This is a genomic window from Anthropogastromicrobium sp., assembly GCF_037349415.1.
Classification (GTDB): domain Bacteria; phylum Bacillota; class Clostridia; order Lachnospirales; family Lachnospiraceae; genus Anthropogastromicrobium; species Anthropogastromicrobium aceti.
The window spans coordinates 26,842-39,534 of the sequence record NZ_JAXWCK010000030.1; the positions used below are offsets into that span (position 1 = coordinate 26,842).

The following is a 12,693-nucleotide window of genomic DNA, read 5'->3' on the forward strand; positions in this document are numbered from 1 at the left end:
AGAAATGAAGAAACTGTTGATTTATTTAAAGGCATACCGTAAGGAGGCATGTCTGGCACCTATTTTTAAGATGCTTGAGGCTGTCTTTGAACTGTTTGTGCCGCTTGTTATTAAAGGAATCATCGACTACGGTATTGCAGCAGAAGACCGCGCATATTGTCTTCGCATGGGACTGCTGCTTTTACTGCTTGCCGTAATCGGTCTTGCAATGGCAACTACAGCGCAGTGGTTTTCTGCAAGAGCGGCAGCAGGCTTTGCAGCGAAAATTAAGCAGGTATTAATGGAGCATATACAAAAGCTTTCTTATACAGAGCTTGATACTATTGGTACATCAACGCTGATCACACGTATGACAAGTGATGTCAATCAGGTTCAGACAGGAACGAATCTGGTGCTTCGTCTGTTCATGCGTTCTCCATTCATTGTATTTGGTTCTATGATTATGGCGTTTACTATTGATTTTAAGGCTGCCATGATCTTTGTGATTACAATTCCGCTTTTGTCTGTTGTTGTATTTGGCATTATGCTTTCAAGCATTCCGCTTTATAAAAAGGTACAGTCACAGCTTGACCGCGTACTTGGTATTACAAGAGAAAATCTGACAGGCGTGCGTGTAATTCGTGCATTTAATAAGGAAGAAGAAGAAATCAGCCACTTTAAGACAGAGAATGAGCAGTTTACAAGACTACAGACTTTTGTTGGAAAGATTTCAGCATTGATGAATCCATTAACATTTGTTATCGTTAATTCTGCAATTCTTGTTCTTGTCTGGACTGGTGCTTGGAGAGTAGAGGGAGGCATTTTGACACAGGGTGCAGTTGTAGCTCTTGTCAACTATATGTCTCAGATATTAGTCGAGCTGATTAAATTAGCAGATTTAATTATTAATATTACAAAGGCAGTTGCATGTGGAAACCGTATCCAGAAAGTTCTAGAAGTAGAGCCGTCTATGGAAAATGGAAGCAAAGAGTGCATTGAAGAAAAAAGAACTCCGGCAAATGCCGTTGATTTTAATCATGTATCATTAACGTATTCAGGCGCAGGTGCACCATCTCTTACTGATATTGATCTTCATGTAAAGACAGGTCAGACAATTGGTATTATAGGTGGAACTGGTTCAGGAAAAACATCTGTTGTTAATTTGATTCCTCGTTTCTATGATGCGACACAGGGAAATGTCCTCGTATTTGGAAAGCCTGTAAAAGAACAGGATATGGAATCACTTAGAAGCCAGATTGCTGTAGTGCCTCAAAAGGCAGTGCTGTTTGCTGGAACCATTCGTGAGAACATGAAGTGGGGCAAGGAGGATGCAACAGATGAGGAGATCATGGAAGCAATTACAATTGCTCAGGCAGCTGAGGTAGTACAGAAAAAGGAAGGCGGTCTTGATGCTTTTGTTGAGCAGGGCGGAAAGAATCTTTCTGGCGGTCAGAGACAGCGTCTGACTATTGCGCGTGCACTAGTAAGAAAACCACGCATTTTAATCCTTGATGACAGTGCCTCGGCACTTGACTTTGCGACTGATGCAGCTCTTAGAAAGGCAATTCGAGAGATGAAAAATGCACCAACTGTATTTATTGTATCACAGAGAACTTCTTCTATCAGATTTGCTGATCAGATTTTAGTGCTTGATGATGGAAAGAGCGTTGGTGTTGGCACGCATGATGAGCTTCTTACAACGTGCAGTGTATATAAAGAAATTTATGATTCTCAGTATAAAAAGACTGATAGCAAAAAGTCAGGAAAGGAGGCGTAATCATGGCAGCGAAGAAAAAATATGATCGTACCAAACAGAAGGAAACACTTGTAAAGGTATTAGAATATATTAAACATTACCGTGCTGTTCTGGTGTTTTCACTAATTTTAGCGGCAGTGACAGTTGCATGTACGCTTTATCTTCCTATTCTGACAGGAGATGCTATCAATTTGATTTTATCACCGGGACAGGTGGATTTTAATGGAATTAAGCCTATTCTTTATAAAGGTGCAGCTGTTATTATTATTGGTGCAGCCGCACAGTGGATTATGAATATCTGCAATAACCGCATTACCTATGCAGTTGTGCGTGATATTCGCCAGGAGGCTTTTGAAAAGATTGAAAGACTTCCATTAAAATATATCGACAGTCATCCATACGGTGATATAGTAAGCCGTATTATTGCCGATGCTGATCAGTTTTCTGATGGTCTGTTAATGGGATTTACTCAGCTTTTTAGCGGTGTTCTTACAATTGCAGGTACACTGATTTTCATGCTTACAATTAATATTCCAATGACAGCAGCAGTTGTTGTTCTGACACCAATTTCATTTTTTGTGGCAGGCTTCATTGCTAAGAAGACATTTCATCTGTTCAAGAAGCAGTCCGAGACTAGAGGTGAGCAGACTACGCTTATTGATGAGATGATTAATAATCAGAAGGTCGTTAAGGCATTTGGTCAGGAAGAAAAGGTAATGGATCGCTTCAATGAGGTCAATGAACGCCTTCGTGACTGTTCTGTAAAGGCTACATTCTTTTCATCTATCACAAACCCGGCAACACGTTTTGTAAACTCTCTTGTATATGCAGCAGTTGCTGTATTTGGAAGCTTTTTCTCTATTGGCGGCGGAATAAATGTCGGTCAGCTGTATAGCTTTTTAAATTATGCAAACCAGTATACAAAGCCGTTTAATTCTATTTCAAGCGTTGTTACGGAGCTTCAGAATGCGCTGGCATGTGCAGGAAGACTTCTTGATCTGATTTATGAAGAGACAGAAGTACCAGATGCAGACAATGCAGAGGTTTTGCAGAATGTTGACGGAGCTGTAAAACTGTCTCACGTAAACTTCTCTTATGATCCTAAACAGAAGCTGATTGAAGACTTAAATCTGTCTGTAAAGCCAGGACAGAGAGTAGCTATTGTTGGTCCAACTGGATGCGGAAAAACTACATTGATAAATCTTCTTATGCGTTTTTATGATACAAATGCTGGTACAATTGAAGTTGACGGTCATAATATTCGCAATGTGACAAGAAAGAGCTTACGAGAAAATTATGGTATGGTGCTTCAGGAGACATGGCTTAAAAGCGGTACCATACGTGAAAATCTGATGATGGGACGCCCAGACGCAACAGAGGAAGAAATGATTCAGGCAGCAAAGGCAGCTCATGCACACAGCTTTATTAAGAGAATGCCAAAGGGATATGATACAGATATAGGACAGGATGGCGGATCTCTTTCTCAGGGACAAAAACAGCTGCTTTGTATTACGCGAGTTATGCTTTGCTTACCACCGATGCTTATTCTTGATGAGGCAACGTCTTCAATTGATACACGTACTGAAATAAAGATTCAGGAAGCATTTAGCCGAATGATGCAGGGACGAACAAGCTTTATCGTGGCACATCGTCTTTCAACTATTCAGGAAGCAGATGTGATTCTTGTTATGAAAGATGGTCATATCATCGAGCAGGGTAACCATGAATCATTGCTTGCAAAGAATGGATTCTATGCGAAGCTGTATAATAGTCAGTTTGCGCTGTAACAAAGGGGTACAAACAAAATGAGTTTAGTGGAGTTATTTATTCTGGCAGTGGGTTTGTCTATGGATGCGTTTGCTGTATCAATCTGTAAGGGCTTGTCTTTGGGGAAAATTACAAAAAAGCACATGGCTGTCGCAGGTGCGTGGTTTGGAGGCTTTCAGGCACTGATGCCGCTTATCGGATATTTCCTTGGAAGTTTTTTTGCTGATATGATTACAAAGTATGCGCACTGGATTGCGTTTGTATTGCTTATTATTATCGGTGGAAATATGCTTAAGGAAGCAATGGGAGAGGATGAAAAGGTTGATGCCTGTATGGATGCCAAGGAGATGTTTCTTTTGGCGATTGCAACTAGCATTGATGCACTTGCCGTTGGTGTAACCTTTGCATTCTTAAAGGTACAGATAGTTCCAGCTGTAAGCTTTATTGGTTGTGTAACCTTTGTCTGTTCTGCAATTGGCGTTAAGATTGGAAGTATATTTGGATCTAAATATCGCTCAAAAGCAGAGTTTTGCGGAGGTGTGATTCTTATTTTAATTGGACTGAAGATTTTACTTAATGGATTAGGAATTATGTAAAAAAGAGAGCAATCACCCAGATGTTAAATGTCTGGATGATTGCTCATTTTTATTAGGTTTCGTCTTGATTGTCAAGCAGCGCAAACCCTGCAACCTGCGTAGTAGGAAGTGAGAATACAATCGTTCCGGCTTTGCTGTCAGGACCTGCTTTTTTCAGGATAGACTGCATTATAGCTGCTTTTTGGGAAGCTGCTGCAACGATCAGGATCATCTCTTTTTCCTGTGCAATTGTGATGTTATAAAATTTTGGTGCGCCCTTTGCACCAGTTCCTTTTCCGTGAAGGACGGTGCCGCCTCGTGCACCAGCTGCACGTGCCGCATTCATAACCATATCGGTGCAGCCCTGGCTGCAGACGGCAATGATAAGCTCATGCGCATAATTAAGCGAAGGCGTGTAAGCTGCGTTATCTGTTTCTCCATTTAAAAAGGCCACTGTTTTTCCTCCTCCAACACTTTTAATAGGGACAGCAATCACGATTCCATGACCAGGAACCCCAATGTGCATATGGCGTTTTTGCGCCTGAATCAGTTTTTTTGTTTTTTCTTCATTGGCCACGGTAAACACAATACGTCGTTCATTAGATTCTATGCCAAGAAGATCAAGCATACTTTGCACTGCTGTGCCGCGGCCTGCCATTGTAATACTAAGCGGCAGATCAAGCTGATTGCAAAGATCCATCAGAATGGAAAGTGAGTCCGGGTTTATGATTGAGATTATGTAATTCATTTAGCATGTTCTCCTTCCCACAATTCAACAATATCGTAGTCGCCATAGACAACAGTAGTTTCTTTGGTACGTTTTTGCTTGCGCTCATAGAAAAGACCGACAAGCTGAATGGAGACGAGAGGCATCATAGCGACGAGTGCAACAACGCCAAATGCATCTTGAAGTACATTACCGCCAAGTGCGATGCTCGCGCCCATAAAAAACTGAAGCATAAATGTTGCTGTCATCGGACCAGATGCAACACCACCAGAGTCAAATGCAATAGCTGTGTAGATATCTGGAACGAAGAAGGTTAAAATTAATGCAGTTGTATATCCTGGAATTAAAAACCAGAAAAGAGAAATTCCAGTGAGAACGCGAATCATGGAAAGTCCCATTGCAAGTGCAATTGCAATGGAGAGACTGCGCTTGATTACCCGGCCAGGTATAGCACCGGCACTGACTGTTTCAATTTGTTTTTCAAGAACTGCAACGGCCGGCTCAGCTGATATGATAAACCAGCCGATTGCCATGGCAAGAGGAACGAGCCACCAGACACTTTTTCCAGAGGAAAGTGCTGCACCAAGTTCTGCGCCAAGAGCAGAAAATCCGATGTTAACGCCGGTCAAAAAGAGTACAAGACCAATATACGTATAAAGTAAGCCAATCATAATCTTTCCGAGATTTCTGCTGTCAAGATGAAGCAGTGTAAATTGAAACAGAAAGAAGATCACGATAATTGGCAGCATAGCAATGGCAGTTTCCTTTAGATAATGTGGAATAGCATGAAGAAAGGCATATCCAATATCTGTGGTCGTGCCATAAGAAGCAGTGCTAAGATCTGCAACGGCGGCATTGTTCTTGTAGAAAAATCCAAGAATCAAAACTGCAAGAACAGGACCAATCGAGCAAAGCGCAACAAGACCAAAGCTGTCGGCTTCGGCGTTTTTATCGCTTCGTACATTAGACACACCAAGTCCAAGTGCAAGGATAAAAGGAACAGTCATTGGTCCGGTTGTAACACCGCCGGAATCAAAAGCAATGCCAAGAAAATTTTTGTCAGCAAAAAAAGCAAGCAAAAAGATTATGGCATAAAAGAAGATCAGCAGCAGGCGAAGGCGCATTCCTGTTAGAATACGCAGCATACATACGCTCATAAAAAAGCCTACTCCGGCACCAACTGTGATAAGCAGTACCGTGTTGCTGATATGAGGGACGGTCTGGGCAAGGACCTGGAGATCCGGTTCAGCGATTGTAATCGCAAAGCCCAGAAGAAAACTGACAGCAAGGATCAGCGGGAGATTTTTTGTACGTGTGAGCGCAGTTCCAATTTGGTTTCCAATTGGTGTCATAGACTGCTCAGCTCCCAGTGAGAAAAGGCCCATACCGATAATCAGCATCAGGGCTCCGACAAGAAAGGTCAGGAGAAGATCCGGCTGCATAGGGGAAATGTACAGGCACAGAATAAAGACGATAATAACGATTGGTAAAACAGAAAATAATGATTCTACCACCTTTTCTGTGACTGCGGTGCGTGTTTCTCTCAGATGAATCTGTCTGATAATGATACCTCCTTTAATGTGTTTTTTTTAGTATAACAGATGATATTTAATCGCGCAACCCGCAAAAACAATTGACAGAAAGTTAACAGGTGAGTATAGTTGGGAGTGGACAAAAAATGAATTATATATGAAAACAGAGGAGATAAATTTCGTGGAAAATAAAATTTTGACAACAAATTTTCATACACATACAACTCGCTGTAACCATGCAGTTGGTGAGGATCGCCAGTATGTAGAGGCGGCAATAAAGGGTGGTCTTAAGGTGCTTGGCTTTTCAGACCATTCACCATATTTCTTTTCAGGTGATTATTACTCTACATTCCGTATGAAAAGAGAGCAGGTGCCAGGATATGTAGATTCTATTTTGGCGCTGAAGAAGGAATATAAGGATGATATTGAGATCAAGCTTGGATTCGAGACAGAGTATTATCCGAAGTATTTCGACAAGTTGTTGGAATTTTACAGCCAGTATCCTATTGATTATATCATTATGGGGCAGCATTTTGTATTAAATGAGGAAGAACATATTTATAGTGGTGAGCTGCATCATGAGGAAGATATGATGATGCGCTATGTGGATCAGGTTATTGAAGGTCTTGAGACAGGCTGCTTTACTTATCTGGCGCATCCTGATCTGCTTAAATTTGGCGGTTCTAAGGAAAACTATGAAAAGGCAGCAGATAAGCTGTGTGTTTATGCAGCAAAGAATAAGGTGCCGCTTGAAATTAATATGCTTGGTATGAGAGAGCATCGTCATTATCCTAATTTTGAATTTTTTAAGATTGCAGCCAGACATAACTGCGATATTATTTTAGGATGTGATGCGCATGAACCAAAGGATGTGTGTGATCTTGAATCAGCAAAGACTGCGCTTGAGTGGTGCCGCGAGCTTGGTTTAAACAGGATTGAGTATCCTGAGCTAAAGAAGCCATGCAGAAAGTAGAATGATCAAAATAAAAAGAGCCTGTCAATGAATTGCGCAAAATAGTACGTAATCCACTGATCAGGCTTTTATTTGTTGCCAAATGAAAGATTACAGTGCAAGTGATCCCATTGGATCCCATGGCTCAAGCATGATTGGCTCAGAATCATACTCTGTGATGTAAGAATCAGGCAGGTATTTTTTATTGACAACGATCTGGTACATGTACTCGTCAAACCATTCGTCGCTCATGACATAATAGCCCTTTTTGCCAGGTGCATCGCCCCAGCTATTTTCTACGCGCCAGCGGTTTGGCTTGCCTTCTTCATCAAGGTTCACACCCTGAAATACCATTGCATGTGTCATTAAGCTTTCGCCATACTCGAGGCGCTCTGCCTTATTCATGCCAAATGTAACACCAAGAAGCTTGTCAGTCTGATATGTATTAGTATCAAGAAGTCCCTCATCGCGGGAAGAATCCTTACCGACATCACAGCCAAACCATACAGGAGAACCGTCCTTCATCTGTGCGATTGCTGCTTTTTTGAGCTCCTCAATCGGCAGATTTAAGTAGCGAACCGGGCAGCCTTCCTTTACATTTCCAAGGAATTTTACGCTGTAGCTTCTGTGATAAGGCTTATCGGCAGTAGGAGCATTGATTAAGCTGACATAATCATCAAGATTTAAGCCAACATATTTTTCAAAGAATGCAGTTCCGGTAAGATTAGTGTCACGTATAAATTTATCATCCCTATCAGTAACCTCAAGGTCAAAAGTCTTTGGAGGTTCGCCAAGGCAGATGCATAAAACGCGATAAATTTCTTCCATCATAGCTTCCTTCTTTTGGCGAAGCTCGTCTAAAGTGGAACCATCGGCGTAAGCCTTGCGCAGACGGCATGCATCCTCACGAAGCTTTCTTGTCAGGGCAGATGTCATTTCACGTGTAGCAGATGAGGAAACTGTTTCAGGCATTGCTTCCTTTGGAACAACACCATATTTGCGGACAAGATTGCACAGCATATCCCACTGTCCGCCATCACCAAGCGGAGCAGACAAAAGGAAGGAGATAAGACGTCCCTGTGTTGGTTCATCGAGTGTCTCAAGAATACTTTCAAGGAAATAGTTAGATTTTTCGAGCTTGTCGTAGAAAAGCGTATAGTTTTGAGACAGCTCAAAAGTCTTTAAATTTAAATTTTTCATTACCTCAAAGCGAAAAGTATTAAGTGCTGCAAACATCCAGCAGCGGCCGCTTTGCTTCTGGTTTGTAATTTCACCCTGCTCAAGAGAAATAGAGTAGGAGTGGCGGCTTTCACGCTGTGCTATTGGATTTTTAGATGCTGCCAGTAATCCGGCAGAGGTAACAGCATTCATAGCAATGCGATTAACTGGATTCGACGAAAATGCAGTGGAAAATTCAGCAAGAACTTCGTTTGTAATATCATGATTCATAATAAAACCCTTCTTTCTGCGTAATGTATACTGCTGTGTTTTGATTGTAGCACCGTCCACGACATTTGTAAAGTGGGGCAAAAAAGAGTAATTTTTTCAATAACATAATTGCATTTTTTTATGATGCACTTTATAATGAAGAGCAAGAAACTATAATAAATATGAATATGCAAGTTTTTTGATTTGGAGGAGAGAAATTGATGAGGAAAACAAAAAGAAATTTGACGGCAGCAGTGTTAGTATTTGCAGCTACGCTTTCTGCAACACCTGTGTTTGCAGCGAAGGAAAAAGAGGAGAGTACTTCTAAAGCAAACACAGAGAGTATTTCGAAAGAGGCATCAGCGAAAGACGATGGCGAGCGCACAATCATTGATCATGCAGGCAATGAGGTTACACTTCCAGAGGAAATAAACAGAATTGTTGTGACTGATACGCTTCCGCTGCCATCTGTATTGTCACTATATTTAGATAGCGCAGAAAAGCTTGTTGGAATCAGTCCAGTCAGCATGAGTGCCGCAAAGGCAGGTCTTCTTGGTGAGCTGTACCCAGAAATTCTTGATGCAGATACTTCATTTTTTGAAAATAATGAGCTTAATATTGAGAGCTTATTAGCATTAGAGCCAGATCTTGTTTTTTATAATGCGCAGAATAAGGAGCTTGGCGAATCTCTTGCATCAGCAGGTTTGACAGCAGTTGCAGTTTCTGTTACCAAGTGGGATTACAATGCAGCAGATACATTTGATGCATGGATGGATCTTTTAGCAGACATTTTCCCAGAGGAAAAAGAAAAAGCAGAAGCTGCCAAGGAATACGGTGAAAAAGTAGAAGAAGAAATTCAGGACAAGACAGATGAGCTTAAAGATGAAGAGAAAAAGAATGTATTTTTCTTATTTAACTATAGTGACACTGCACTTGTAACTTCTGGAAAAAATTTCTGGGGACAGTACTGGTGTGATGCAATAAATGCAGTAAATGTAGGCGAGGAAATTGAGGCAGAGCGTTCAAATGCATCTGTCAATATGGAGCAGGTCTACAGTTGGGATCCAGAAATTATCTTCATCAGCAATTTCACAAAGGCAATGCCGGAAGATCTTTACAATAATACAATCGGTGATAATGACTGGAGCAGCGTTAGTGCTGTAAAAAATGAGCAGGTTTACAAGATGCCGCTTGGCGCCTACAGAAGCTTTACACCAGGTGCAGATACTCCTATGACGCTTATGTGGCTTGCAAAGACAGTTTATCCTGATCTGTTTGAGGATGTTGATATGACTGAGGAAGTCGAGAATTATTATAAGGAAGTGTATAACATTGAGTTGACTGATGATCAGGTCGCACAAATGTATACACCGTCAGCAGATGCGGCAAATGGATATGGAAGCAGCAAATAAAAAAAGAAAATGGAATACAAGGCGCAGTATTGCGGCAGGGGTGATAACCCTTGTCGCATGTGCTGTTTCTTTGGGAATGGGGCGTTATGCAATTGCACCATATGATGTGCTTCGTGCCATTTGTGATTTGTTTACTGCTTCTGATACAGTGAGCGATACTATGCGTCATGTGGTTTGCTTCGTGCGTGTACCACGTATATTTGGTGCTCTTTTGTGCGGAGCAGGTCTTGCGGTAGCAGGAGCAGGGTTTCAGGCAGTATTTGCCAATCCACTTGCTACACCTGATACGCTTGGCGTTGGAAATGCAGCATCATTTGGTGCGGTGGCAGCCATTTTAATGGGAGCTGGGAGGACAGGAATACAAAGCAGTGCACTTTTTTGCGGACTATTTTCTGTATGTCTTGTTTATTTATTTGCAGGAACTGGCGGTGAGAACAGAACACTTCGTCTTGTGCTTTCTGGTATGATTATTGGTTCATTTTTCTCATCAATGGTATCATTTGCAAAGTATGTGGCAGATCCACAGGATGAGCTTCCGTCAATTACATATTGGCTTTTGGGCAGCTTGAAAAATATGAGCTGGCCATTACTTTTATCTGGTGCATGCTGGATTTTAGCAGGAATTGTGATTCTTCTGCTTTTCAGGTGGAAGCTGGATGCATTGATGCTAAGCGAGGAAGAGGTGAAAAGCTTTGGAATATCAGTGCACGGTTTTCGCTTTATGACGGTGGCAGCTTCATCAGCAATCACAGCAGCAGTCGTCTCTATGTGCGGACAGATTGGCTGGATTGGTCTTTTGATTCCACATTTTTGCCGAATGATTTATGGCGGAAGCAACAAAGATGTAATTCCGTCTTCGATAGTATATGGTGCATTGTTTTTACTTATTACGGACACGGCATCGCGCTGTATTACAGCATCAGAAATTCCGGCAGCGATCCTTACAAGTTTGATTGGAGCGCCACTTTTTTTAATTCTGCTTGCTAAAAATGGAGGGCTTCGCGGATGAAGTTAGAGGTAAAAGACGCTTCAATTGGCTACAAAAAACAAGTGTTGTCATCAAATATAAATATGGCGAGTGAGCCGGGAATGGTTACAGCTATTCTCGGACAAAATGGCTGCGGTAAAACAACATTTGTAAAGAGTCTGATGAAGCTTATACCATGGTGCGGCGGAGGCGCATTTTTAGATGGTGTTGATATGAGAAATATTAAAGACAGACAGCTGTGGAGAAAAATGGCATATGTGCCTCAAAAATCGACAAGTGTGCCATATTCTGTGTTAGATATGGTGCTTATTGGACGCAATCCATACAAATCACTTTTTGCGCAGCCAGATAGTAATGATAGAAAAATGGCAGAGGCAGCGCTAGAGCGTGTTGGAATGCTTGAATTTTCTGAATACTCGTATGATAAACTTAGTGCAGGACAGCAGCAGCTTGTAAAGCTTGCACGAGCACTTGTCGCATCGCCATCACTTTTAATTATGGATGAGCCTGAGAGTGGACTTGATTTACGTCACACAGCACAGTTAATGCAGCTGATAAAGGAATTATGCAAGACAGACAATAAACAGGTTTTATTTATCACGCACAGACCAGAGCATGCGCTTATGATAGCAGATAAGACACTTTTATTTTTGCCAGATAATGAGCTTTTACATACTTCTTTTGTTTTGTGGGGAGATACGAAAAATATTTTGTGTCAGGAAAATTTAGAACAAGCTTATGGGATATCGTTTGCTATTGGAGAATACGGTAGAAAGGAGAATACAATATGTAATCAAATCTATTGACAATAATGCTTTAATGTGTTTAAATATCCTCAAAGGAGGCATTATGAATACATCAAACATTACAAATTACAAACCAAAGGAATTTGCAGAGCTGTTGGGTGTTTCCGTTAAGACCTTACAGCGGTGGGATCGAGAAGGAACACTTACAGCAAATCGTACACCAACCAATAGGCGTTATTATACTTACAAACAGTATCTTGAATTTAAAGGGATAACAGAAGATGATGCACGCAAAGTTGTTCTTTATGCCAGAGTGTCTACAAAAAATCAAAAGGATGATTTACAAAACCAAACCGCATTTTTACGGCAGTTTTGCAATGCAAGAGGCATGATTGTAGATCAATGCATAGAAGAATATGGAAGTGGTCTTAATTACAACCGCAAGAAATGGAATGAATTATTGGATGAGGTGATGGAACAAAAAATCAAAACAATTGTGATAACGCATAGAGACCGTTTTGTTCGCTTTGGATATGATTGGTTTGAAAAATTCTGTGCGAAATTTAATGCAACAATTGTGGTAGTAAATAATGAATCATTATCACCGCAAGAGGAGCTTGTACAGGATATAGTTTCCATTCTTCATGTGTTTTCTTGTAGATTGTATGGACTTCGTAAGTATAAAAAACAAATAGAAGGAGATGAGGGACTTGCTAAAGAGCTTCAAGACGGAAATCAATCCTACACCGGAGCAAATAACGAAGATCAATAAGACAATTGGAACCTGTCGGTATCTATACAATTTTTATCTTTCTTATAACTTAAAACGTT

General features: G+C 41.1%; 12 protein-coding genes. 9 read left to right on the forward strand and 3 right to left on the reverse strand.

Annotation, left to right across the window (positions count from 1 at the left end):
- Positions 1–4: 4 nt before the first annotated feature.
- Genes WJP93_RS06835 through WJP93_RS06845 form a run of 3 tightly spaced genes read left to right on the forward strand, consistent with a single transcriptional unit; the run spans position 5 to position 4,098 of the window.
- Positions 5–1,756 (forward strand): ABC transporter ATP-binding protein, encoded by a 1,752-nt coding sequence (locus WJP93_RS06835; RefSeq protein WP_337547435.1) that lies wholly within the window; start codon positions 5–7, stop codon positions 1,754–1,756.
- A gap of 2 nt (positions 1,757–1,758) precedes the next feature.
- Entirely contained in the window at positions 1,759–3,522 is a 1,764-nt protein-coding gene (locus WJP93_RS06840; protein WP_227101996.1) for an ABC transporter ATP-binding protein, read from the forward strand.
- Between the two features lie 18 nt (positions 3,523–3,540).
- A complete protein-coding gene (locus WJP93_RS06845; RefSeq protein WP_337547436.1) occupies positions 3,541–4,098 on the forward strand; it encodes a manganese efflux pump MntP family protein in 558 nt (185 codons plus the stop codon).
- Positions 4,099–4,150: 52 nt separating this feature from the next.
- On the opposite strand, the gene WJP93_RS06850 is transcribed toward WJP93_RS06845, so the two are convergent.
- Together WJP93_RS06850 and WJP93_RS06855 are read right to left on the reverse strand one after the other, a co-directional pair.
- A complete protein-coding gene (locus WJP93_RS06850; protein WP_337547438.1) occupies positions 4,151–4,825 on the reverse strand; it encodes a P-II family nitrogen regulator in 675 nt (224 codons plus the stop codon).
- The gene (locus tag WJP93_RS06855; RefSeq protein WP_337547439.1) at positions 4,822–6,318 is read right to left on the reverse strand and encodes a DUF1538 domain-containing protein; all 1,497 of its coding nucleotides are present in this window, start codon (positions 6,316–6,318) and stop codon (positions 4,822–4,824) included. Before WJP93_RS06855 ends, WJP93_RS06850 begins: the two co-directional genes overlap by 4 nt.
- Positions 6,319–6,517: 199 nt before the next feature.
- On the opposite strand from WJP93_RS06855, the gene WJP93_RS06860 reads away from it, so the two are divergent.
- Positions 6,518–7,309: a histidinol-phosphatase gene (locus tag WJP93_RS06860; protein ID WP_337547440.1), complete on the forward strand. Its 792-nt coding sequence runs from the start codon at positions 6,518–6,520 to the stop codon at positions 7,307–7,309.
- Positions 7,310–7,399: 90 nt separating this feature from the next.
- On the opposite strand, the gene WJP93_RS06865 is transcribed toward WJP93_RS06860, so the two are convergent.
- Positions 7,400–8,737: a C1 family peptidase gene (locus WJP93_RS06865; protein WP_337547442.1), complete on the reverse strand. Its 1,338-nt coding sequence runs from the start codon at positions 8,735–8,737 to the stop codon at positions 7,400–7,402.
- A 200-nt stretch (positions 8,738–8,937) separates the two neighbouring features.
- On the opposite strand from WJP93_RS06865, the gene WJP93_RS06870 reads away from it, so the two are divergent.
- From WJP93_RS06870 to WJP93_RS06890, 5 genes are all read left to right on the forward strand, one after another.
- Complete coding sequence (locus WJP93_RS06870; RefSeq protein WP_337547443.1) at positions 8,938–10,128, forward strand: ABC transporter substrate-binding protein; 1,191 nt, start codon at positions 8,938–8,940, stop codon at positions 10,126–10,128.
- On the forward strand, positions 10,106–11,137 hold the full coding sequence (locus tag WJP93_RS06875) for an iron ABC transporter permease (protein ID WP_337547444.1): 1,032 nt from the start codon (positions 10,106–10,108) through the stop codon (positions 11,135–11,137). Before WJP93_RS06870 ends, WJP93_RS06875 begins: the two co-directional genes overlap by 23 nt.
- Positions 11,134–11,922, forward strand: a complete 789-nt coding sequence (locus tag WJP93_RS06880) for an ABC transporter ATP-binding protein (RefSeq protein ID WP_337547446.1) — start codon at positions 11,134–11,136, stop codon at positions 11,920–11,922. The genes WJP93_RS06875 and WJP93_RS06880 overlap by 4 nt, the downstream gene beginning before the upstream one ends.
- A 58-nt stretch (positions 11,923–11,980) precedes the next feature.
- Complete coding sequence (locus WJP93_RS06885; RefSeq protein WP_337547447.1) at positions 11,981–12,634, forward strand: IS607 family transposase; 654 nt, start codon at positions 11,981–11,983, stop codon at positions 12,632–12,634.
- Positions 12,618–12,693, forward strand: a 76-nt coding sequence (locus WJP93_RS06890; RefSeq protein ID WP_337547449.1) for a helix-turn-helix domain-containing protein, incomplete at its 3' end; no start/stop codon positions are given. The genes WJP93_RS06885 and WJP93_RS06890, both read left to right, overlap by 17 nt.